The sequence below is a fragment of the Bradyrhizobium sp. CCBAU 53338 genome, from assembly GCF_015291665.1.
In the GTDB taxonomy this organism is placed as follows: Bacteria; Pseudomonadota; Alphaproteobacteria; order Rhizobiales; family Xanthobacteraceae; genus Bradyrhizobium.
In genome coordinates, this window is the sequence record NZ_CP030048.1 from 4,675,433 (window position 1) to 4,696,618 (window position 21,186).

Consider the following 21,186-nt stretch of genomic DNA (forward strand, 5'->3'; position numbering starts at 1 on the left):
CTCCGCTTGCTGTTCAGACGTCCTCGGGATTGTCGACATAGACGAGCCCGGCCTTCGCCAGAGCCTCGCGCATGCTGTACATGTCGAGGCCCAGTTCGCCCGAGGCGAGGCGCGTGCGCTTGCCGCCCTCGTCGGCGTTACGCTTCTTGGCCTTCTCGGCGACCTCGGCCGCGTAGCGTTTCGGCACCACCACGACACCGTCGTCATCGGCGACGATGATGTCGCCGGGATCGACGTTGACGCCGGCACAGACCACGGGGATGTTGACCGAGCCGAGCGTCGCCTTCACAGTGCCCTTGGCCGAGACCGCGCGCGACCACACCGGAAAATTCATCCCGTGCAGCGCTTTGACGTCGCGGCAGCCGGCATCGATGATCAGCCCCTGCACGCCGCGCGCCTTGAGCGAGGTCGCCAGCAGCTCGCCGAACATGCCGTCGGTATTGTCGGTCGTGCAACCTACCACGAGTATGTCGCCCTTCCTGCACTGCTCGACCGCGACATGGATCATCCAGTTGTCACCCGGCTGAGCCAGCACGGTGACGGCGGGACCGGCAATCGACGCACCGGCCCAGACCGGGCGCAAATACGTCTTCATCAGGCCGAGGCGGCCGTAGGCCTCGTGCACGGTCGAGACGCCGTACTCGGCCATTCCGGCGGGATCGGCGCGCTTGATATTGCGAACGACGACGGGCTTCATGACAATTCCTCCGCAACGGTCGGGAACAGGCGCTGATAGGCCTCGCCATAGGTCATGGGCACGCCGGTGTTGCGGCTGCCCTGAATGCCGCGGTTGAGCGCGACGCGCTCGTAATAGCCCCAGAGATGCTTTTGCGCGGCCAGGATCTGGAACGCCTCGTACTTCTCCTTCCAGACCTCGTCGATCTTGAGCAGCAGGTCCGGCTTGTAATTGCACTGCTCGGGCTGGTGCGGCTCGAACAGGAACACCGGCGGCGCCGAATATTTGTACTGCGCGCCGGGCTTGTGACCCATGGCCTGCGCGACCACGCGGGTCTCCTGGGCGAAATGCGCCGCGTTCGGGTGGTCGAAATTATAGGGATCTTCCAGCGCGTGCGTCAGCACGAAGCTCGGATTGAGCTCGCGGTAGATGTCGACCATGCGGTCGAAATGCGCCTCTGTCAGCTTCAGCGGATAGTCGCCGCAGTCGAAGAACTCGATCTCGGCCCCTAACAGCTTTGCGGCTCGCTCCGCCTCGTCCTTGCGGCCGGCCTTGACGGACTCCAGCGTCGCACCCTTCTCCTTCCAGGCGAACTGGCTCTCGCCGCGCTCGCCGAAGGACATGCACACGATCTTCATGCGATAGCCCTTCTTGGCATGCAGCGCGATGGCGCCACCGGCGCGCCAGACGAAATCGCCGGGATGGGCGGTGATCACGAGACCTGTTTTCATGGGACAAACTCCCTTCTTTCGTTCGTAAGCATTCTAGACCGCCTGCCTCGTGCGGGCAGCCAATTCATCAAGCAGCAGTAGCCGCGGGTTCCTCACCATCGAGCACGCGCTTCAGGCGCTCGCTATCGAGCGCGCCTTCCCATTTGGCAATGGCGATGGTCGCGACCGCGTTCCCGATCAGATTGGTCGGCGTCAACCCCTGCGACATCAGGCGATGGATGCCGAGCACCAGCGCGACACTCGTCACCGGAATCGTCCCTGTGGCCGACAGCGTCGCCGCCAGAACGACAAAGGCCGCGCCCGCGATGCCCGCCGCGCCCTTGGAGGTCACGAGCAGGATCAGCAGCAGCTCGATCTGCTCGGCGAGGCCAAACGGCGTGTTGGTTGCCTGAGCCAAGAACACCGAGGCGGCAGCGAGATACAGACAGGTGCCGTCGAGATTGAAGGAATAGCCGGTCGGGATCACCAGCCCGACCACGCTCCTCTCGCAGCCGGCCTTCTCCAGCTTGGTCAGCATCCGCGGCAACACCGTCTCGGACGACGTCGTAGCGATGCAGATCAAAAGCTCTTCCCAGATGTAGCGGATCAGCTTGAGCAGCGAGAAGCCGCAGAGCCGTGCGACCGGACCGAGCGCCACGATGATGAAGATCGCGCAGGTCAGATAGAAGCCGCCGAGTAGCTTGCCGAGCGAGGCAAGTGATCCCACTCCGAACTTGCCGACGGTAAAGGCAATGGCGCCAAACGCGCCGATCGGCGCGGCCCACATCACGAAGCCGACCACGGCGAACACCATCTTGGCGGCAAGATCGATCAGGCCGACCAGCGGCGCGGCGCGCTCGCCGAGTTGCACCAGTGCAAAGCCACAAAGCACGGAAATGAACAGCACCTGGAGGATGTTGCCCTCGGCAAAGGCGCCGATGAAGGTTCCCGGCACGATGTTCATCAGGAACGGAACGAAGCCTATGACCGCGGTCTGCTTGACATAGGGCTCGACCGCGCTGGCATTGATGCTGGCTGGATCGATGTTCATGCCGGCGCCGGGCTTGAGCACGTTCACCGCGACGAGACCGATGATCAGCGCGATCGTGGTCATGATTTCGAAATAGATGATCGCTTTGACCGCGACGCGCCCAACCCTCGCCATGTCCGCCATATGGGCGATGCCATGCACGACGGTGCAGAAGATGATCGGCGCGATCAGCATCCGGATCGCCTTGATGAAGGCGTCGCCGAGCGGCTGCATCTTCGCACCCGCCTCGGGGCTGACGATCCCGAGCGCGACGCCGGCCGCCATTGCGATGAGCACCTGAATCCAGAGCTCCTTCCACCAGGCGCGCCTGCGCGGCTTGTCGATCGCCATCGCGGTCATCGGTTGAACTCGAACAGGCGCGCGGGATTGTCGACCAGGATCTTCTGCTGGTACTCCGTTTCAGGCGCGAACAGCGGGATCAGATCGACGAGGTCGCCGTCATTCGGCATCACCTTGACATTGGGATGCGGCCAGTCGGTGCCCCAGATGACACGGTCCGGCGCGGTTTCGACGATTTTTCGCGCGAACGGCATCGCGTCCGTGAACGGCGGACCGGCCGAGGAGACCCGCTCCGAGCCGCAGATCTTGACCCAGCATTTCTCGTCGCGCTGCATCAGCCCGATCAGGATCCTGAACGGAAGCTGGTCGAGCCCCTCCGAGGCCTTCACCCGTCCCATATGGTCGATGGTGTAGCTCAGCGGCAGTTTTGCGAGCATGTCGGCATATTCAGGCAGATCGATCGCATCGAAATGCAGGTCGATATGCCAGCCGAGCGGTGCGACCATTGCGATGACGCGATCGAACACGCTCTTGTCGGGGACGCCGCCCAGATGGCGGACGAAATTGAAACGGCAGCCGCGAAAACCGCCCTCGTGCAGCACCCGAAGCCCGCGCTCGGTGATGGTGTCGTCGATATTGGCGACGGCGCGATAGGCGCCGTTGCTCTGCGCGATCGCATCGAGCGCCACCGTGTTGTCAGTGCCGTGCACGCTGGCATTGACGATGACCGCGCGCTCCACGCCGAGCCTGGCGTGCAGCGCTCTGAAATCTTCGAGCGGCGCGTCGGGCGGCGTGTAGGAACGGTCCGGCGCGTAAGGGTATTTCGCACCAGGGCCGAAGATGTGGCAATGCGCGTCGCAGGACAGCTTTGGCAGCTTGAATTTCGGCGTGCGCGTATTCGGATCGGGCGGTGGAATGGTGGGCGTGTACATCATCGTCGTCAGCCGAACTTGAAGAGACGCGCGGGGTTGTCGACCAGCAGCTTCTGCTGGATCGCCTTGTCGGGCGCGTAGAGGGGGATCAGATCAACGATCTCGCCGTCATTCGGCATGATCTTGACGTTGGGATGCGGCCAGTCGGTGCCCCAGATGACGCGATCGGGCGCGTTGTCGATCAGCGCCTTCGCGAACCGAACGGCGTCGTGGAACGGCTTGCCGGCGGCGGACGCGCGTTCGAGGCCGGTGATCTTGACCCAGCACTTCTCGTCCTTCTTCTGGAGGTCGAGCAGCGCCGTGAAGCCGGGATCATCGAGACCTTTCGCGGCCTGAACCGTGCCCATGTGGTCGATCACATAAGGCGTCGGCAGCGCGGCGAGAACAGGCGCGAATTCGGGAACAGTGCCCGGCTCGAAATAGACGTCGATGTGCCAGCCGAGTTCGGCGACCCGGTGCACGATGCGCTGGAACTTGTTCATGTCGCCGACGCCGCCGAGGCGCTTCAAGAAGGCAAAACGGCAGCCGCAGATTCCGCTCTTGTCGAGCGCAGCCAGCTCCTTCTCGGTCATCTCGTCGCTGACATTTGCGATGCCCTTGTAGGCGCCCTCGCTCTGAGCGATCGCATCGGTGACGACGCGATTGTCGGTGCCGTGCACGGTGGCGTTCACGATCACGCAGCGCTCGACGCCGATTTTCTCGTGCACGCTGCGAAATGTCTCCAGCGGAGCGTCAGCCGTGTTGTAGGGACGCTTCTCCGAGAAGGGGTAGCGCGACGCCGGCCCGAAAATGTGGGTGTGGCTGTCGCAGGATTTCGGTGGCAGCTTGAACGACGGCGTCTTGGGGTTTGGGTCCGGCGGTGCGATCGTCGGGATCGACCTCGGTTCAGCCGCCTGCCCGCGCGCTTCGCCCGCGAGCGCGGCGCCGGCCAGTCCGGTCAAGAGATGCAAACACTCCCGCCTGTTCATTTCCTCATCACTCCATCACATGTCCGCTTGCGAGCGGAAGCGCTGTTGCGCGCCTCCGCTCGGGCGGTTTCTTTCAAGTCTTGCTGCTTGCAGGAGTTCGCCGCCGTGCCGGAACGACCTGATCCAGAGCGGGCGCCTGGAACGCTGCAACGGTGGCCTGCACCAGCTGCTCGATCGCCGTTGCGGCGTCGCTGCCGTCGGCCTCGCCGCGCGACAGGCGCGAGACGCGGTCCGGCGTCACGAGCGAATAATAGAGTGCGCCGAGCAGGAAATGGCTGCGCCAGACGATGTCGGTGCGCGGAATGTGCGGCAGGCTCTCGTGAATTGCATCGATGAAGGCGTGGCTGGTGTCGTCGAAGGTCTGCGCGATGATTTTTCGCGCGACCTCGTTGCCTTCGGCGGACATCACGGCGCGGAGCCGCGTGAAGCGCGCCCCGCCCCCTGCAAGATCGCTGCCCGAGGTGAAGGCCGGCACCACATAGGCCCGCACGATCGCTTCCAGCCGGTCCTGGAGATCGCGCACGCGCCTGGCGGCGGCGAGCAGCTCCGAGCGGCGAAGGTTCATCGGCCCGCAATGGCGCCGGTAGATCTCCAGCAGCAGGCCGTCCTTGGTCTTGAAATGATAGGTCACGCTGCCGGGATTGGCGCCGGCGGCCTGCGCGATGTCGCGCACCGAGACGGCGTTGAAGCCGTTGGTGGCGAACAGTTCCTCGGCCGCGGCGAGGATTGCCTCGCGCATGTTCGGCTTGCGGGCCGTTTCCTTGCTGGTGGGCTTGCGTACCATGTGATTTGTACTATCGTACAAAAGATCAGGTCTCGTCAACAAAAACCACGGGCAAGGTCCGGAAGCGGCTCGAAGACCACCGCACGGACCTAACTGCCTTCAGGGAGTGCTGAAATATGCTGGGTTTGAACACGAAGGCTGCCGCTTGGATGCTCGGCGCCGGTCTGATGCTCGCGGGCAGCGTCGCGCAGGCCGCCGACACTTTTCCGAGCAAGCCGGTCCACATCCTCGTGCCTTATGCGGCCGGCGGCGCGGTCGACGTGCTCGCGCGCACGCTCGGCCAGGCTCTCGCAAAAACCTGGGGCCAGCAGCCGGTGATCGACAACCGGCCTGGCGCCGGCGGCATCGTCGCCTCGCAGGCGCTGACGCAGGCCGCCCCCGACGGCTACACGCTGATCCTGGTCGCGAGCGGTCACCCGCTCAACCAGTTCATCTATCCGAGCATGCCTTACGACACCTTCAAGGATTTTACGGCGATCTCGGAAGTCGCCTCCTCGCCGCTTGCGATCGTGGTGGCCAAGGACAGTCCCTACAAGACGCTGGGCGATCTCCTCGCCGCCGCAAAGAAGGAGCCGGACAAGCTCTCCTACGGCATGTCCGGCAACGGCACCTCGGCGCATCTCGCCGGCGAGCTCCTGAAATACATGTCCGGCACCAAGATGGTCGCGATCCCCTACAAGGGCGGCGCACCGGCCCTGACCGCGGTGATCGCAGGCGAAATCCCGCTCAGCATCAATCCACTCGCGGAAGCCATCGGCCAGCTCGAAGGCGGCCCGGTGCGCGCACTCGCGGTGACTTCGGCCGGGCGCTCCAAGGCGCTGCCTGATGTGCCAACCGTCGCGGAGTCCGGCGTATCAGGCTACGACGTCTCGGTCTGGTGGGGCGTGCTTGGGCCGGCAAAAATGCCGCCGGAGATCGTCGCGAAGCTCGAAGCCGACCTGAAGGCGGCGCTGCAGGATCCGGGCGTGCAGTCGACGCTCGGCAAGATCGGCGCAGCCCCGGTCGGCTCCTCCTCCAAGGAGTTTGACGCCTACATGCACGCCGAGGCGACCAAATGGGAGCCGGTGCTGAAGGCCGCCGACATCCGCGCGCAGTGAGGTCTCCAAGCGATGGGCAATAGGGGCCTCGCGCGCCGGTCAATTGTGCGCAGGCGCCCTCGTCTTCTCCGACGACGCAGCACGTCGCAAGAATTCATCATCGTCGCCTCCGCCCTGCGGGATCAGGATCGCGCGTTCGCGTGGCAGGGCTTCCGGCATCTCGTCGCGGATGAAGGCAATCAGCTTCTCGCGCATCTCGCAGCGCAGGTCCCAGGATTGCGGCGCATTCCGTGCGCTGACCAGTGCGCGCAGCTCGATGGTGCGTGAATCCGCGTCTATCACCTGCAGATTGACCACCGCGCCATCCCAGAGCCTTGACTCTTTCACCGCTCCCTCCAGCCAACGACGAATACGCGGCACGTCGGCGCGGTAGTCGACATGCAGCGCGATGACGCCGATCAGGGACGCGGTGTCGCGGGTCCAGTTCTGGAACGGCTTTTCGATGAAATAGGACAGCGGCACCACCATGCGTCGCCAGTCCCATAGGCGGATCACCACATAGGTCGCGGCGATGTCCTCGACCCAGCCCCATTCGTTCTCGATGATGACGGCATCCTCGATGCGGATCGGCTGGGTGATGGCGATCTGCACGCCCGCAATCAGATTGCTGAGCAGCGGCCGCGCGGCGAGACCGACGATGATGCCGGCGGCGCCGGCGGAGGCGAACAGGCTGACGCCGTATTGCCTGACCGAGTCGAACGTCATCAGCGCGGTCGACACCGTGATGATGACGATGATGATGTCGGTAATGCGCTTGAACACGCGGACTTGCGTGACGTGCTTGCGCGCGACGAAATTCTCGGTGACATCGCGAAAATTCTGCAGGTAGCGCGCCGCACTCATATCGACGATGCGGATCGAGATCCAGCCGATCAGCGCGATGAAGGCGACGACGAACAGGCTCGTCAGCGGGGAGCGGAATGCATCGTTCAGCGGTGCAAGCGGCAGGACCAGCGCGACAGCGGCAAGACACAGCGCCAGCTGCGCCGGTCCGGACGTGCGCGCGATGAACACGCCCATCAGCGGAAGCCGGGTTCCGAACGCCCGATTGAGCAGCCAGACCGCGAATCGGTAGAAGGTCAGCGCGAGCAGGATCGCTCCGGCAACGAGGCCGAGGCCGATGATCCATGACGGGATCCACCCGAACATCTTGTCGAGATCGGCCATGAGGGCCTGCCTGGTCATTCACATCCCCGGACTTGTATTCGCATCTCGCGCTCAACGCCTTGCGCCGGGCTTCGCTCCCCCGCTCCGTGCAACGCAGCATTCCGCTGGTGCAACCGTCGGCGGATTGCGCTAGCTTGAGGAACTCATGACCAGACGAACCGGCAGCGCCGATCTTCCTCTCCACACCGGGCGGGTTCCGCCATGGCTGGCGAGCCGCATGGCCTCGCTGGGCGCGATCGTCACGCAGGCGATTGTGCTTCATTACGGCCGCGATGCCTTCATGCAGCGGCTATCGCATCCATTCTGGTTCCAATCGTTCGGCGCCGTGATGGGAATGGACTGGCATTCCTCCGGCATCACGACATCAGTGATCGGCGCGCTGAAGCGCGGGCTCGGGCCACTCCGGGACGAGCTCGGCATCTATGTCTGCGGCGGCCGCGGCCAGCATTCGCGCAAAACACCGGACGAGCTGATGCAACTCGGCGACCGCGTCGGATTCGACGGCGCAAAGCTTACGCGTGCGAGCCGGCTGGTGGCGAAGGTCGACAGTGCCGCCGTGCAGGACGGCTTTGATCTCTATCTGCACGGCTTCTTCGTCACCACCGAGGGCAAGTGGACCGTGGTGCAGCAAGGCATGAACGGCGACAAGCGGCAGGCCCGCCGCTATCACTGGCATTCCGACGCGCTGAAGAGCTTTGTCGATACGCCTCACAGCGCGATCGACGGCCCGCAGCAGGGCGAGATCGTCAATCTCACCGACCATCGCGCCGACGTCTCGCGTAGCGCGCAGCTCGAACTGCTCTCCGATCTCGGCCCCGACCGCATCCTCTCCGAATTCGAGCGGCTCACGGGCGCTGCGCCCGAACCGGCGCAAGCGATGCTGCCGCACCTGATCATGCCCGCGCATCACGACGTGCGGCCGAAGGACGTGTTCGCCCGGCGACTGCACGGCACCCTCGCCGCGGCCGCTGAGCGCGGCCCCGTCGACTTCCCCGAGCTGTTGCTGACGCCGGGCGTCGGCGCCCGCACCGTGCGCTCGCTCGCAATGGTCGCCGAGGTCGTGCACGGTGCGCCCTATCGCTTCAAGGACCCGGCGCGCTTCTCGCTCGCCCATGGCGGCAAGGACCGGCATCCCTACCCCGTTCCGATCAAGGTCTATGACGAGACCATCCGCGTGCTGAAGGGCGCGATCCAGAACGCCAAGCTCGGGCGTGAGGAAGAGATGCAGGCGATCAAGCGCCTCGACGACCAGGCGCGTCGCCTGGAGCGCACGGCGAGCGGACCGTCGGTCGAGGCCTATATCGCGGGCGAACGTGCGGCCTCGCCCGATCTCGACGGCCGCTCGGTGTTCGGCTGGGAGCGCGACCTTGCATCATCAGGTAAGTCGACGGCCTGAAGCGTCGCAGCGACGACGGGGAGCTTCGCGATCATTCTGATGCCCGGTCGCCGACGCCAGCGTATCTCGGACGGAGCGACTGCGAGGCTGAGTTTCGGCCATCGCGTGAAAAGGGCCTGAAGCGCGCAGGCCGCTTCGATGCGCGCGAGCTGGTGGCCCAGGCAGAAATGGATTCCTGTTCCGAACGAGAGGTGGCGGTTCGGCTTGCGCTCAGGATCGAGCCGCTCGGGCTGGTCATGCACTGCCGGGTCCACGTTCGCCGCGGCCAGCATCACCATGACACGATCGCCCTTCTTCAGGCGCACGCCTTCGACCTCGACGTCGCGCCGCACGTAGCGCGGCTTGGAGAATTGAACCGGCGACACGAAGCGCAAGAACTCCTCCACCGCAAGCCCGGCGCGGCTCCAGTCCTGCTCCAGCCAGTCGCGCAAGGCCGGATTCCTGAGCAGTTCGTAGACGGAACCGCTGATGAGATGCGTGGTCGTCTCCGATCCCGCCGCGAGCAGCAGAAACACCATAGACACCATCTCCTCCGGCGTAATTTCACCGCCCTCGCGTTCAACCTGGACCAGCTCGGCAATCAAGCCCTCGCCGCCCTGCACACGCGCGATCTGCAACTGCTGCTCGAGGTAGGCTCGCATCTTGCGGAACGCGAACATCAGGCGGAAGAAGCTGACGAAATTCGTCACCGAGGACATGGCGTTGCCCCAGGCGATGAATTTGGGACGATCCGCCAAGGGCAGACCAAGAAGCTCTGAGATCACCGACAGCGGCAGGATGCGCGCGTAACGCTGGACGAGGTCGGCCGTGCCACCGTTCGCGAACAGTTCCTCGGCTAGGCCGTCGGCAATGGCGCGAATGCGCGGCTCCATCGCAACGATCGCGCGGCGCCGGAACGCCTCGTCAACGATGCTGCGCAGCCTTGTATGATCCGGCTCGTCCATGGTCAGCATGTTGTTGGCGATGGTGCTGACGAACGCCGGCATCCACCAGCGCAGGCCCGCGATGTCACCATCCTCCTTGCGCAGCGTGAAGGTGGTGCTGTCCTTCAGAACTTGTGCGGTGGCGTCATGGGTCGTGGTGATCCAGACGTTGCCGACGAGAGGAAACCGCGTCGCGACCACAGGGCCGGACAGACGCAACGTCGCAATGGTCTTGGGGGGATCGCGAAAGAAGTCCTCGCTGGTGAAATCGAGGCGCGATGTCATGGGATTCCCGGAGCGGTTGGTGGCGTCTCGCTCACATGGTGCATGGTGCCGCCGGCGCAAGGGGCGGAACGTGCGCCTCTCTGACGCGGAGAGACGAGCCTACCCCCGCCCCGGCGAGCGCGGTCCGGTCTTGCGCTGCTGCTGGTTGGTATAGGCGTCCCAATGGCTCCAGCTGCCGTTGCTGAGGCTTTGCAGATCGGTGCCGAGCGGACGTCGCGTGCGCTTGTCATGGTCGGCGATGGCGCGCTCGGACTGCGCAATCTTGCGCTTGAGGTCCGCGATCGCCTTCTGCGTCTGACCGTTGCGCTTCGAGGACGCGATCTCGCCCATCGTGAAGCGCGCAGTCTCCAGCGCCTTCAACTCGGCGCGGTTTTTCTTCAACTGAACCCGGTGCCAGGCGATGTTGCTGTCGCTGTCCGCAACCATGTGGGAACTCCGCTGATTCGCTCCCACAGTGTATCAAGCGCCGAATCGGCGCCGCAACGCCCGCCCGAGGGCGAAAATGCGACCTTAATGCGCAGAAATTCCGCGTTTAGCGCTCGGCAAACGCCTTCTCGACCACGAACTGGGCCGGCTCACCGTGGTTGCCTTCGACAAAACCACGCTCGCCGAGGAGGACGCGGGTGTCGGCGACCAGCGCCGGGCTGCCGCAGATCATGACGCGGTCATGGGCCGCCTCGATCGCCGGCAGGCCGATGTCGTCGAACAGCTTGCCCGAGGTGATGAGGTCGGTGATGCGGCCGCGGTTGCGGAAGGGATCGCGCGTCACGGTCGGGTAGTAGATCAGCTGGTTCTGGATGTATTCGCCGAGCATCTCGTCCTTGGGCAGGTGCTCGGTGATCATCTCGCCATAGGCGAGCTCCTTGACGTGCCGGCAGCCGTGCAGCAGCACGACCTTCTCGAACCGCTCGTAGGTCTCGGGATCCTTGATCACGCTCAGGAACGGCGCGAGGCCCGTGCCGGTGCCGATAAGGTAGAGGTTGCGGCCCGCTTCCAGGTTGTCGATGACAAGCGTGCCGGTGGCCTTGCGGCTGACGATGACCTCATCGCCCTCCTTCAGGTGCTGGAGCCGGGAGGTCAGCGGACCATCGGGCACCTTGATCGAGAAGAACTCGAGGGTGTCCTCGTAATTGGCGCTGGCGACGCTGTAGGCCCGCAGCAGCGGCTTCTCGCCGACCTTGAGCCCGATCATGGTGAACTCGCCGTTGCGGAAGCGGAAGGTCGGGCTGCGGGTGGTCTTGAAGGAGAACAGCGTGTCGGTCCAGTGGTGGACGCTCAAAACGCTTTCCTGATTGAAATTGCTCATCTCACCCTTCCGTTTCGTTTCCAGCGGTTTCCGAGGCGGCCAGCTATGCGTCGTTTGTACACGATCATTCGTATACTAATGAATAATCCTGCTTGATCCCGCGGTCAAGGCTGCCCAAGATCGAAAGCGTTGCAGTTAGAAATTAGGAGCCCTTTCCATGGCGCATGACGCACCCCAGGCCGCCGGACCCTCGAAGCTGGTAATCCGCAATATCGGCCTGATCCTGTCCGGCGCGCTGGAAAAGCCGATCCTGGACGGCGACACCATCGTCGCCGAGAACGGCAAGATCACCGCGATCGGCCGCTTCAAGGACCTCGATACGGAAGGCGCCACCACCATCGTCGATGCCAACGGCACGACGGTGACCCCGGGCCTGATCGACAGCCACGTCCATCCTGTCGCCGGCGACTGGACGCCGCGGCAGAACCAGATCAACTGGATCGACAGCTCGCTCCATGGCGGCATCACCACCATGATCTCGGCCGGCGAAGTGCACATGCCCGGCCGCCCCCGCGACGTCGTCGGGCTGAAGGCGATGGCGATCTTCGCCCAGCGCGCGTTCTGGACGCTTCGTCCGGGCGGCGTGAAGGTTCACGCCGGCGCGCCCGTGATCGAATGCGAGATGGTCGAGGAAGACTTCAAGGAGATGGCCGCCGCCGGCGTCAAGCTGCTCGGCGAAGTCGGCCTTGGCGGCGTCAAGGACGGCCCGACCGCGCGCAAGATGGTCGGCTGGGCGCGCAAATACGGCATCCAGAGCACCATCCACACCGGCGGCCCCTCGATCCCCGGCTCCGGCCTGATCGACAAGGACGTGGTGCTGGAAGCCGACACCGACGTGGTCGGCCACATCAACGGCGGCCACACCGCGCTGCCCGACGACCAGATCCGCTGCATCTGCGAGGGCTGCAAGCGCGGCCTCGAGATCGTTCACAACGGCAATGAGCGCTCGGCGCTCTACACGCTGCGCATCGCACGCGAGATGGGCGATCTGCACCGCGTCATCCTCGGCACCGACGGGCCGGCGGGCTCCGGCGTGCAGCCGCTCGGCATTTTGCGCATGGTCTCGATGCTGTCCTCGATCGGCGAACTGCCGGCCGAGCTCGCGTTCTGCCTTGCCACCGGCAACACCGCGCGAATGCGGCAGCTCGATTGCGGCCTGATCGAGGTCGGCCGCGCCGCCGATTTCGTCATCATGGACAAGGCTCAGCACTCGCCCGGCAAGAACATCCTGGAGAGCGTTCAGCTCGGCGATCTCCCCGGCATCGGCATGACCATCATCGACGGCATCGTGCGGACGCAGCGCAGCCGCAACACGCCGCCGGCGGGAAGAGTGCCGGAAGTGGTGGGGAAGTAGGCGCCGCAAACACAGCCGTCATTCCGGGCTCGCGACTTCGTCGCGCCCCGGAATGACGGCTTCAATTCATCGCAGCTTGTTCAACAGCGCCATCAGCAGCTCGCGCTCCTTGGCGTCGAGCGGCGCCAGCGTCTCGCGCGTGATCGCGATCGCATTCGGCGCGAGCTTTTCGGCAAGCTGCTGACCGGCGCGCGTCAGGCTCACCAGGAGGCGCCGTCCATCCTCTGGATCCTGGCTCGTCTCGGTCAGGCCGCGCGCCGTCAGGCGATCGATCACGCCCTTGATGGTGGCGACGTCCATCGCGGTCAGACGTCCGAGCTGGTTCTGCGAGCACGGCCCGGTCTCGGCGAGCTTCGACAGCGCGGCCCACTGCGTCGGCGTCAGGTTGGTGCCGATGTCGCGGGAGAAGATCGCGCTGTGGCGCTGCCAGACCTGGCGCAGGATGAAGCCGACCTGCTCGTCGAGCACGTAAGGAGGCTTGCCTTGCTTGACGCTTTTCTTCGCCGTGACGCTTCTTGCCATTCCTACGCTGCCCTTCCCTTTGCCCTCACAACGACAGATGCGCGTCGCGGATATCCGGACGCGCGTCGAGTTCGGCCATCGTGCCGCCAAAACAGATGCGACCGCGCTCGATGATATAGGCACGATCGGAAATCAGCCGCGCAAAATGCAAATTCTGCTCGGAGACGACGATGCTGACGCCCTCCTTCTTCATGGTCAGGATGGCGTCGACCATCTGCTCCACGATCTTTGGCGACAGGCCCTCCGAGGGCTCGTCGAGCAGCACCAGCGACGGATTGCCCATCAACGTGCGCGCGATGGTCAGCATCTGCTGCTCGCCGCCGCTCATGCGGCCGCCGGGGCGGCCCTTCATCTCGCCGAGATTGGGAAACAGCGTGAACAGTTTTTCGCGCGTCCAGTATGGCGCGTTCGGCCGCTTCGGCTGGCGGCCGACCTCTAGATTCTCTTCGACCGTCAGGTCCGTGAAGATGCGTCGCTCCTCCGGCACATAGCCGAGCCCCTCGCGCACGATCTCGTGCGTCGGTTTCGTCGAGACGTCCTTGCCCTCGAACGTGATGCGGCCGGTCCGCTGCGCCACGAGACCGACGATCGAGCGGAACGTCGTCGACTTGCCGGCGCCGTTGCGCCCGAGCAGCGCCACCACCTCGCCCTCGCCGACCTCGAAACCGATGTCGAACAGAATATGCGCGGGGCCGTAATGGCTGTTCAGGTCCTGCACCGTGAGCTTCATACTGATGCTCCCTCGCGATGCCCGCCCTCGTAAAGCAGCCCCTCGCCGAGATAGATCGCCTGCACCTGCGGATTGCCTCGTACCTCGGCCGGCGAGCCCTCTGCGATCAACGTGCCGCGATTGAGCACGATGATGCGGTCGGCATGTTCGAACACCACGTCCATGTCGTGTTCGGTGAAGAGCACGCCGATCGCCTTTTCCTTCGCGATCTGAGCCGTGAGCCGCATCAGCTCGACACGCTCGCGCGGCGCCATGCCGGCGGTCGGCTCGTCCATCAAGAGCAGTTTTGGATCATTGGCGAGCGCGACCGCGAGCTCGAGCCGCTTGAGATCGCCATAGGCGAGTTCGCCGCAGGGACGATCCGCATAGCCGCCCATGCCGACCAACTCGAGCAGCCGTCCGGCCTCGTTGCGGTCGACATCAGGCGCCGAGCCCCAGAGATTGAACAGTTGCCTGCCGTGCGAAATCAGCGCGACCTGCACGTTTTCACGCACCGTCATGGTGGCGAAGGTCGCCGTGATCTGGAAGGTGCGTCCCACGCCCATGCGCCAGATATCGCGCGGCTTCTTGCCTGTGGTCTCTTCGCCGAGCAGGCGGACGTGCCCGCTATCCGGCTTGTTCTGGCCGTTGAGCATGTCGAAGCAGGTGCTCTTGCCCGCGCCGTTCGGACCGATCAGCGCCAGGATCTCGCCTGATCGCAGCGAGAACGAGACGCCTCGCACGGCATGAATGCCACCGTAGGATTTGGTCAAGCCTTCGACCGCGAGAAGTGGGGGCGTAACGCTCATTCGGCGGACTCGATCGGCTTGGCGAGCAAAGATGATCCCGGCGGCGATGATTTTCTGCGCCGCTGCGTGAGAATCTCCAGCATGCCGACGATGCCCTTGGGGAAGACGACGACGATCAGCACGATGAAGCCGCCGAGCACCAGCTTTGACAGATCGGTCTGGCTCACCAGCCAGATGTTGAGGGCCTTGTAGACAATGGCGCCAATCACCCCGCCCGACACCGTCTCGACGCCGCCGAGCAGCACCATGACCAGCGCATCGACCGAGAGCGAGATGCCGAGATTGTCGGGGAAGACGCTCCCTTTGAGATAAGCGAACAGCGCGCCGCCGATGCCGGCGGTCGTGCCCGCGATCACGAAGGCGGTCCACTGGATGCGCTTGGCATTGATACCGACGGCTTCGCTGCGGAGCAGCGAGTCGCGCGTGGCGCGAAGCGCGTAACCGAACGGCGAGAACAACGCGATCCGCAGCGCAGTGGTGACGAGCGCTGCGACGCCGAGCGCCAGCCAGTAGAAATGCGACGGGCTCGCCGCCCAGCTCGCAGGCCAGACGCCCAGAATGCCGTTGTCGCCGCCCGTGACGCTCACCCACTGGAACGCGATCGACCAGACGATCTGCGCGAAGGCGAGCGTCAGCATGGCAAAATAGACACCGGAGAGCTGCACCGCGAAGAAGCCGAACACGGCGGCGCCCATGCAGCCGAGCAGCGGACCGAGCAAGAGACAGACGATCATCGGCAGCCCCGCCATCTTGGCGAGGAACGCCACGCCATAGGCGCCGAGGCCGAAATAGGCGGCGTGGCCGAACGACGCAAGCCCGCCGACCGACATCAGGAAATGGAGGCTGACGGCAAAGATCACGAAGATCGCGATCTCCGAGCCGACGGTCAGCGCGTAGTTGCCGGCAAACAGCGGCAGCATCGCCGCGATGACGAGCGCCGCGAGGGACGCCAGCCGCTCGTTCGACGTCAGCGGCCGCCAGGGATTGACTGACAGCCCCGGCGTCTTGCGCGCGGCCGCCTCCGGCTTGCCGAACAGGCCCCAGGGCCGGACGATCAACACCACCGCCATCACCAGGAAGACCAGGATGATGGAGATTTTTGGGAAGATCAGGATGCCAAACGCATTCAGCTCGGACACAAGCACGGCCGCCACGAAGGCGCCAACGATGCTGCCGAGACCGCCGATCACGACGACGACGAAGACCTCGACGATGATGCGCAGATCCATGGCGTGGTGCACGGCATCACGCGGGATCTGGAGCGCGCCGCCGAGCGCGGCGAGGAAGACGCCGACCGCGAACACTGATGTGAACAGCCACTTCTGGTTCACGCCGAGCGCTGCGACCATGTCGCGGTCCTGCGTCGCGGCGCGCACCAAGACGCCCCAGCGCGTGCGCTGGAACAGCAGCCAGAGAATGCCGAGCACCACAGGGCCCATCGCAATCAGGAACAGATCGTAGCTCGGGATGTTCTGGCCGAAGAAATCGACCGCGCCCCTGAAGCCCGGCGCGCGGCGGCCGACGAGATCGTCGGGCCCCCAGATCAATACCACGAGATCCTCGACCATCAGGGTCAGGCCGAAGGTACCGAGCAGCTGGAACAGTTCCGGCGCATGGTAGATACGCCGGAGCAGCACCATCTCGACGAGGACGCCGATCAGCGCCACCGCCAGCGCAGCCATCACCACGCCGCCCCAGAAGCCGAACGCACCGGAGAAACGCTCGGTGAGCGTGAAGGCGATGTAGGCGCCGATCATGTAGAAGGCGCCATGCGCGAAATTGACGATCCGCGTCACGCCGAAGATGATCGACAGGCCCGAGGCCACCAGAAACAGCGACGCTGCGCTGGCGAGACCGGTCAGAAACTGTACGACGTAAAAGGCCATCGGCGGTCCGGGTTAGGTCTGATTTTCACCTCTCCCCGCGAAGAGCGGGGAGAGGGAGAGCTAAAGAAGCCTTAATCCTTCGGCCGCAGCTTCTCGACTTCGGCATCGCTCGGCAGATAGTCCGAGCCCTTCCTGTAGACGGCGTCCACCATCACGCCCTTGCCGTCCTTCTGCGCTGTCTTGCCGACGAAGGCGCCGAGGGTCGACTGGTGGTCGATCTTGCGGAAGGTGATCTCGCCGAACGGCGACGGCATCGAGATGCCCTCGGCCGCCGCAATCATCTTGTCGGTGTCGGTCGAGCCGGCCTTGGCGATGATCGCCGCCGCCGCCTTGATGGTCTGGTAGCCGACGATCGAGCCGAGGCGCGGATAGTCGTTGTACTTGGCCTGGTAAGCCTTCAGGAACGCATCATGCTCCGGCGTCTTGATCGAGTACCAGGGATAGCCGGTGACGATCCAGCCTTCGGGAGTCTCGTCCTTGAGCGGATCGAGATATTCGGGCTCGCCGGTCAGGAAGGACACGACCTCGCGTCCCTTGAACAGGCCACGGGTGTTGCCTTCGCGCACGAGCTTGACGAGATCAGGACCGAAGGTGACGTTGAGGATCGCTTCGGGATTGGCCTGCGCCACCGCCTGCACCACCGGACCCGCATCGATCTTGCCCTGCGGCGGCCACTGTTCGTCGACCCACTGGATGTCAGGACGCTTCGCCGACATCAGTTTCTTGAACACCGCCACCGCCGACTGGCCGTATTCATAGTTCGGCGCGATCGTCGCCCAGCGTTTTGCCGGCAATTTGCTGGCGGCTTCCACCAGCATCGCGGCCTGCATGTAGTTGGAGGGGCGCAGGCGGAAGGTGTACTTGTTGCCCTTCGACCAGGTCACGGCGTCCGTCAGCGGCTCCGCCGCGAGGAAGAACACCTTCTTCTGGTTGGCGAAGTCACTGACGGCAAGACCGATGTTCGACAGGAACGTGCCCGTCAGCATCGCCACGCCCTCGCTGGAGACGAGCTCATTGGCCGCGGTCTGTGCGTCCGCGGGCTTGCCGCCGTCGTCCTTGGAGACGACGACGAGCTTCTTGCCGTTGATGCCACCGGCGGCGTTGATCTCTTCCACCGCAAGCTGCCAGCCCTTGCGATAGGGTTCGGTGAAGGACGGCAGCAGCGAGTAGCTGTTGATCTCGCCGATCTTGATGTCCTCCGCCACGGCCGAATGGCCCATGCCGGCAGCCAGAAGCGCAAAGGCCGCGCCGACGACGTAATTTTTTGCTCGCATCCCAACCTCCAGTTTTGAACTCTCTAACGTCTCTATCTCAAACCGTCTTCGCCCTTGACCTCGGCAACCGTCAGCCCGCCGACGCGCGGCAGCGGACGACCGCTGTCGGTGACGGCGACCGCGACCATGATCTCGTTGGCGCGCGGCGCGTCGTTGATCTGAACTTCCATGCCGTCGAAGTGACTGCGCACGAAGGCAGCGTCCTTGTGACCAAGCGGAATGTCCAGCGTCGTGCCGGGACCGCTGCGCTTCTTGGACGAGGGAATCAGCGCCGCGCCCTTGCCCAGAACTTTCCGCACCGGTGCACCCATCTTGGGGTGAAGGATCGCAGCGGCATGCTCCAGTTCGCCATTCTCGCCGACGGCGGCGGCCTTGCCGTAGCTCTGCGCTTTCGCACCATCGATACCGAGCGCCGCGACCGCGCGCTTCGACAGCAGCTCGCCAAGCTCCTCACCGATGGCGATCAGCGGCGAGAGGTCCTCGACATATTTTCCGGCAAAGGGATTTTCGATGACGGCGATCGCAGCGGCGCGCCGGGTCGGCGGCGAGACCTGGCGGCCCATCTCCATCTGCGTCTCTTCGACGACGGTGACGATCTTGCGGATGATCGCGCTCATGTTTCACGTCCCTGTTCAGGCATCGACCGCGTTCTCCAGCGCGAGCGGGCGCGCTCTTTGCTCTTCCATATCCTTGGTTCCGATCACAAGCATATCACCACAAAGCCGCAGCACGGCACCCTCGATCAATCCGCGGTCGAATAATTGCCGTGCACATTCCGCGCCAGATTCGAGCGCAGCCGCGATCTCCTCTTGCGATAATTCACCGACGTCACGGGTGACCAGACGTGCGCCAAGATCGCTGTCGGGCTGAAGCTCGTTGGCGGGTTGCCTGGTGATGGCGGGATGTCCGGGCAAATCGACGGCGTTCGCAATCACGGTCGCGGCCGCATCAGCCTGCGACGCCGTCGCCGCCAGAACCGTCACCGCGTCGGCAATGCCGAGCGAAAAGCTGCGGCCATGGCGGCCGCTGGTCGCAATGCCGCGCACGGGATCATCCGCGTCAACCCTCATGACCCTCATCACGCCGTCACGATCCGGCCGATCCATCAAGCCGACGGAAAAATGCTCGCCGCGCCCGAGATGCAGCGCGATGTCGCCGCCATTGTTGACATAGACCCGATCGAGCGGCGCTGCGTTCAGCATCGCAGCCAGGATTTCTTCAGCCACACTGCCGGCCACCGCGGCCATTGGGGTGATGAAGCAATCCGCGGCATAAGGCGCGACTGCGGCGTGCATCCGACGCGCGACCACGCCCTTCAGCGACGTCCGCGCCTTGGCGGCCGCCCGCAATTCCGGCAGCTCCGCACAGAGTTCGTCGAGCAGGCCCGTGAAACGCCGCGCCGCAGCCTCGTAAGCCGCGCGCAGCTCGTGCTCGCGCCCTCTCGCCTGCACGATCAGATCAATCGGTCCATCCTGCAAATGCAGCCGCCGGCCATCAGACAGCAATGCGATTTGCGGGAGCCGTGTCATGCCCGCCGTCCCGGGATCGGATTCTGCCAGGGCAACTGACGGACATCATCGCCGCCCCTGACCTCGGCGAGCGGCTTGACGTAGTCCATGTGTCCGCCGAGCGCGGCATAGTCGGTGAGTTTCATCGTGAACTCGATCGGCGCGACCAGCGCCGGCGTCGGCACATAACCGAATGCACCCGCCGGCATCTGCGTCACGTCCACCATGTAGGTGATACCGCCGCCGGGCCAGACATAGACCGCCGCGCCGCCGCTGGTGACGCGCGTCAGGGCGTCCTTCACCGACCGCGTCAGCCGCACCGGATTGTCGGTCACCCCGGCACGCAAGGAACCGCCGGCACCAGCCATGAACAACACCGTGCACAGCGCAGGCTCGCAATTTTCCTGGATGCGCTCGACCGAGAATTGCAGGTCGGCGGGCATTTCGGTCTCGATCGGCTTCAGGGCGTCGTCGAGCACGTAGTAGGACGAATGCTCGCCCGTGGTGGACACCATCAGCATCGACAGCCCGGGCCTGGCCTCCTTGGCGTCGAACGGCCCGAGGATGGCCAGCGGATCGGAGATGTTGGTGCCGCCCCACCCGGTGCCGGGATCGGCGACCTGGAAATAACGGCCGGGCGTCGAACGCCGCCCCTTCATCTTGATGCCCGTGTCGGCGATGTCGAGCAGCTTGCCGGCCTGGTGCTCCGAGAGCACGCCGGTGATGTGATCGTCGACCACGACGACCTCGTCGACCTTGCCATGCCATTGCTTGGCGAACATGCCGATGGTCGCCGAGCCGCAGCCGACGCGCATGCGCTCTTCCTTGACGCCGTTGACGATCGGCGGCTGGCCGGCCTGCACCACCACGCTGGCGCCGCCGTCGATGGTCAGCTCTACCGCCTTGCAATTGGCGAGGTCCATCAGCGTGTCGCAGGTGACGCGACCTTCTTTCTTCGAACCGCCGGTGAGATGATGCACGCCGCCGAGCGACAGCATCTGCGAGCCGTACTCGCTGGTCGTGACGTGGCCGACCGCCTCGCCCTGCGCGCGCACGGTCGCGGTCTCCGGACCGAGATAGCGGTCGGTGTCGATCTTCACCTTGATGCCGCAATAGGAGAAGATGCCCTCGGTGACGACGGTCACCATGTCGACACCGTCGACCTCGGAGGAGACGATGAACGGCGCCGGTTTGTAGTCGGGATAGGTCGTGCCCGCGCCGATCGCGGTGACGAAGGTCGAGGGCTCGTGGACGATCTTGCCGTCCCAGTCTTCGGTGCGGCTGAACGGCACGAGCTTGCCGCCCTGCGACACCGTGCGTTCGAGAATGATGTGGGGATCGACGCGGACGAGCTTGCCATCCTGGTTGGCATAGCGGTCGCAGGCGCCCGCCGCGCCCGGCTTGATGTAGCACATCACCGGACAAGCGTCGCAGCGGATCTTGTCGATGGCAGCGCTCGTTGTTTCCGTCACCATGTCAAAGCCAGCGGACATTGCGGTTATCATTCGTATACGAACGATGTTGCGCGCGGTCCTGATGGCTGTCAAGCG

21 protein-coding genes are annotated in these 21,186 nt (G+C 64.6%); 3 read left to right on the plus strand and 18 right to left on the minus strand.

Features of this window, described 5'->3' with window-relative positions; all coding sequences use genetic code 11:
* Positions 1 to 13: 13 nt before the first annotated feature.
* From XH90_RS22115 to XH90_RS22140, 6 genes are all read right to left on the minus strand, one after another.
* Entirely contained in the window at positions 14 to 697 is a 684-nt protein-coding gene (locus tag XH90_RS22115) for a 4-carboxy-4-hydroxy-2-oxoadipate aldolase/oxaloacetate decarboxylase (protein WP_194476448.1), read from the minus strand.
* A complete protein-coding gene (locus XH90_RS22120; RefSeq protein WP_194476449.1) occupies positions 694 to 1,407 on the minus strand; it encodes a PIG-L deacetylase family protein in 714 nt (237 codons plus the stop codon). Before XH90_RS22120 ends, XH90_RS22115 begins: the two co-directional genes overlap by 4 nt.
* Before the next feature lie 67 nt (positions 1,408 to 1,474).
* The gene (dctA, locus tag XH90_RS22125) at positions 1,475 to 2,776 is read right to left on the minus strand and encodes a C4-dicarboxylate transporter DctA (protein WP_194476450.1); all 1,302 of its coding nucleotides are present in this window, start codon (positions 2,774 to 2,776) and stop codon (positions 1,475 to 1,477) included.
* On the minus strand, positions 2,773 to 3,651 hold the full coding sequence (locus XH90_RS22130) for an amidohydrolase (RefSeq protein ID WP_194476451.1): 879 nt from the start codon (positions 3,649 to 3,651) through the stop codon (positions 2,773 to 2,775). Before XH90_RS22130 ends, dctA begins: the two co-directional genes overlap by 4 nt.
* A gap of 5 nt (positions 3,652 to 3,656) precedes the next feature.
* Positions 3,657 to 4,616, minus strand: coding sequence for an amidohydrolase (locus tag XH90_RS22135; RefSeq protein ID WP_194476452.1), 960 nt, complete (start codon positions 4,614 to 4,616; stop codon positions 3,657 to 3,659).
* A 73-nt stretch (positions 4,617 to 4,689) separates the two neighbouring features.
* Positions 4,690 to 5,400, minus strand: a complete 711-nt coding sequence (locus tag XH90_RS22140; protein WP_194476453.1) for a TetR/AcrR family transcriptional regulator — start codon at positions 5,398 to 5,400, stop codon at positions 4,690 to 4,692.
* Positions 5,401 to 5,516: 116 nt separating this feature from the next.
* Between XH90_RS22140 and XH90_RS22145 the strand changes: the two genes are divergently transcribed.
* Positions 5,517 to 6,497 carry a tripartite tricarboxylate transporter substrate binding protein gene (locus XH90_RS22145; protein ID WP_194476454.1) on the plus strand — a complete coding sequence of 327 codons (981 nt, stop codon included), beginning with the start codon at positions 5,517 to 5,519 and terminating at the stop codon, positions 6,495 to 6,497.
* A gap of 39 nt (positions 6,498 to 6,536) precedes the next feature.
* Here XH90_RS22145 and XH90_RS22150 read toward each other — a convergent pair whose 3' ends face one another.
* Positions 6,537 to 7,682, minus strand: coding sequence for a mechanosensitive ion channel family protein (locus XH90_RS22150; protein ID WP_194476455.1), 1,146 nt, complete (start codon positions 7,680 to 7,682; stop codon positions 6,537 to 6,539).
* Positions 7,683 to 7,809: 127 nt separating this feature from the next.
* On the opposite strand from XH90_RS22150, the gene XH90_RS22155 reads away from it, so the two are divergent.
* The gene (locus tag XH90_RS22155; protein ID WP_194476456.1) at positions 7,810 to 9,060 is read left to right on the plus strand and encodes a DUF763 domain-containing protein; all 1,251 of its coding nucleotides are present in this window, start codon (positions 7,810 to 7,812) and stop codon (positions 9,058 to 9,060) included.
* On the opposite strand, the gene XH90_RS22160 is transcribed toward XH90_RS22155, so the two are convergent.
* The 3 genes from XH90_RS22160 to XH90_RS22170 all read right to left on the minus strand — a co-directional run bounded on the left by XH90_RS22160 (position 8,961) and on the right by XH90_RS22170 (position 11,574).
* Positions 8,961 to 10,268: a cytochrome P450 gene (locus XH90_RS22160; protein ID WP_194476457.1), complete on the minus strand. Its 1,308-nt coding sequence runs from the start codon at positions 10,266 to 10,268 to the stop codon at positions 8,961 to 8,963. The two genes, XH90_RS22155 and XH90_RS22160, sit on opposite strands and share 100 nt — an antisense overlap.
* A 99-nt stretch (positions 10,269 to 10,367) precedes the next feature.
* Positions 10,368 to 10,694 (minus strand): hypothetical protein, encoded by a 327-nt coding sequence (locus tag XH90_RS22165; RefSeq protein WP_194476458.1) that lies wholly within the window; start codon positions 10,692 to 10,694, stop codon positions 10,368 to 10,370.
* 106 nt (positions 10,695 to 10,800) lie between these two features.
* Complete coding sequence (locus tag XH90_RS22170) at positions 10,801 to 11,574, minus strand: ferredoxin--NADP reductase (protein ID WP_194476459.1); 774 nt, start codon at positions 11,572 to 11,574, stop codon at positions 10,801 to 10,803.
* Positions 11,575 to 11,731: 157 nt separating this feature from the next.
* Here XH90_RS22170 and XH90_RS22175 point away from each other — a divergent pair, with 157 nt between their 5' ends.
* Positions 11,732 to 12,928, plus strand: coding sequence for an amidohydrolase family protein (locus XH90_RS22175; RefSeq protein ID WP_194476460.1), 1,197 nt, complete (start codon positions 11,732 to 11,734; stop codon positions 12,926 to 12,928).
* Positions 12,929 to 12,994: 66 nt separating this feature from the next.
* Here the strand turns inward: XH90_RS22175 and XH90_RS22180 are convergent, their stop codons facing one another.
* The 8 genes from XH90_RS22180 to XH90_RS22215 all read right to left on the minus strand — a co-directional run bounded on the left by XH90_RS22180 (position 12,995) and on the right by XH90_RS22215 (position 21,111).
* The gene (locus XH90_RS22180; protein WP_194476461.1) at positions 12,995 to 13,450 is read right to left on the minus strand and encodes a MarR family winged helix-turn-helix transcriptional regulator; all 456 of its coding nucleotides are present in this window, start codon (positions 13,448 to 13,450) and stop codon (positions 12,995 to 12,997) included.
* A gap of 25 nt (positions 13,451 to 13,475) precedes the next feature.
* Positions 13,476 to 14,180 carry an ABC transporter ATP-binding protein gene (locus tag XH90_RS22185; protein ID WP_194476462.1) on the minus strand — a complete coding sequence of 235 codons (705 nt, stop codon included), beginning with the start codon at positions 14,178 to 14,180 and terminating at the stop codon, positions 13,476 to 13,478.
* A complete protein-coding gene (locus tag XH90_RS22190; protein WP_194476463.1) occupies positions 14,177 to 14,968 on the minus strand; it encodes an ABC transporter ATP-binding protein in 792 nt (263 codons plus the stop codon). Before XH90_RS22190 ends, XH90_RS22185 begins: the two co-directional genes overlap by 4 nt.
* Positions 14,965 to 16,854, minus strand: a complete 1,890-nt coding sequence (locus XH90_RS22195) for an ABC transporter permease (RefSeq protein WP_194476464.1) — start codon at positions 16,852 to 16,854, stop codon at positions 14,965 to 14,967. Before XH90_RS22195 ends, XH90_RS22190 begins: the two co-directional genes overlap by 4 nt.
* A gap of 71 nt (positions 16,855 to 16,925) precedes the next feature.
* Entirely contained in the window at positions 16,926 to 18,128 is a 1,203-nt protein-coding gene (locus XH90_RS22200; RefSeq protein WP_194476465.1) for an ABC transporter substrate-binding protein, read from the minus strand.
* Between the two features lie 32 nt (positions 18,129 to 18,160).
* Positions 18,161 to 18,745, minus strand: a complete 585-nt coding sequence (locus XH90_RS22205; protein ID WP_194476466.1) for an amino acid synthesis family protein — start codon at positions 18,743 to 18,745, stop codon at positions 18,161 to 18,163.
* Between the two features lie 15 nt (positions 18,746 to 18,760).
* On the minus strand, positions 18,761 to 19,657 hold the full coding sequence (locus XH90_RS22210; RefSeq protein ID WP_194476467.1) for a UPF0280 family protein: 897 nt from the start codon (positions 19,655 to 19,657) through the stop codon (positions 18,761 to 18,763).
* Positions 19,654 to 21,111: a 6-hydroxynicotinate reductase gene (locus XH90_RS22215; protein WP_194482767.1), complete on the minus strand. Its 1,458-nt coding sequence runs from the start codon at positions 21,109 to 21,111 to the stop codon at positions 19,654 to 19,656. Before XH90_RS22215 ends, XH90_RS22210 begins: the two co-directional genes overlap by 4 nt.
* Positions 21,112 to 21,186 lie beyond the last annotated feature (75 nt).

Coding starts and splice junctions, on each gene's coding strand:
- dctA (WP_194476450.1), bottom strand. CDS start 2,776: ATGACCGCGATGGCGATCGACAAGCCGCGCAGGCGCGCCTGGTGGAAG.
- XH90_RS22210 (WP_194476467.1), bottom strand. CDS start 19,657: ATGACACGGCTCCCGCAAATCGCATTGCTGTCTGATGGCCGGCGGCTG.
- XH90_RS22135 (WP_194476452.1), bottom strand. CDS start 4,616: ATGAACAGGCGGGAGTGTTTGCATCTCTTGACCGGACTGGCCGGCGCC.
- XH90_RS22150 (WP_194476455.1), bottom strand. CDS start 7,682: ATGACCAGGCAGGCCCTCATGGCCGATCTCGACAAGATGTTCGGGTGG.
- XH90_RS22130 (WP_194476451.1), bottom strand. CDS start 3,651: ATGATGTACACGCCCACCATTCCACCGCCCGATCCGAATACGCGCACG.
- XH90_RS22180 (WP_194476461.1), bottom strand. CDS start 13,450: ATGGCAAGAAGCGTCACGGCGAAGAAAAGCGTCAAGCAAGGCAAGCCT.
- XH90_RS22170 (WP_194476459.1), bottom strand. CDS start 11,574: ATGAGCAATTTCAATCAGGAAAGCGTTTTGAGCGTCCACCACTGGACC.
- XH90_RS22190 (WP_194476463.1), bottom strand. CDS start 14,968: ATGAGCGTTACGCCCCCACTTCTCGCGGTCGAAGGCTTGACCAAATCC.
- XH90_RS22200 (WP_194476465.1), bottom strand. CDS start 18,128: ATGCGAGCAAAAAATTACGTCGTCGGCGCGGCCTTTGCGCTTCTGGCT.
- XH90_RS22175 (WP_194476460.1), top strand. CDS start 11,732: ATGGCGCATGACGCACCCCAGGCCGCCGGACCCTCGAAGCTGGTAATC.
- XH90_RS22155 (WP_194476456.1), top strand. CDS start 7,810: ATGACCAGACGAACCGGCAGCGCCGATCTTCCTCTCCACACCGGGCGG.
- XH90_RS22140 (WP_194476453.1), bottom strand. CDS start 5,400: ATGGTACGCAAGCCCACCAGCAAGGAAACGGCCCGCAAGCCGAACATG.
- XH90_RS22120 (WP_194476449.1), bottom strand. CDS start 1,407: ATGAAAACAGGTCTCGTGATCACCGCCCATCCCGGCGATTTCGTCTGG.
- XH90_RS22165 (WP_194476458.1), bottom strand. CDS start 10,694: ATGGTTGCGGACAGCGACAGCAACATCGCCTGGCACCGGGTTCAGTTG.
- XH90_RS22195 (WP_194476464.1), bottom strand. CDS start 16,854: ATGGCCTTTTACGTCGTACAGTTTCTGACCGGTCTCGCCAGCGCAGCG.
- XH90_RS22160 (WP_194476457.1), bottom strand. CDS start 10,268: ATGACATCGCGCCTCGATTTCACCAGCGAGGACTTCTTTCGCGATCCC.
- XH90_RS22115 (WP_194476448.1), bottom strand. CDS start 697: ATGAAGCCCGTCGTCGTTCGCAATATCAAGCGCGCCGATCCCGCCGGA.
- XH90_RS22215 (WP_194482767.1), bottom strand. CDS start 21,111: ATGGTGACGGAAACAACGAGCGCTGCCATCGACAAGATCCGCTGCGAC.
- XH90_RS22185 (WP_194476462.1), bottom strand. CDS start 14,180: ATGAAGCTCACGGTGCAGGACCTGAACAGCCATTACGGCCCCGCGCAT.
- XH90_RS22145 (WP_194476454.1), top strand. CDS start 5,517: ATGCTGGGTTTGAACACGAAGGCTGCCGCTTGGATGCTCGGCGCCGGT.
- XH90_RS22205 (WP_194476466.1), bottom strand. CDS start 18,745: ATGAGCGCGATCATCCGCAAGATCGTCACCGTCGTCGAAGAGACGCAG.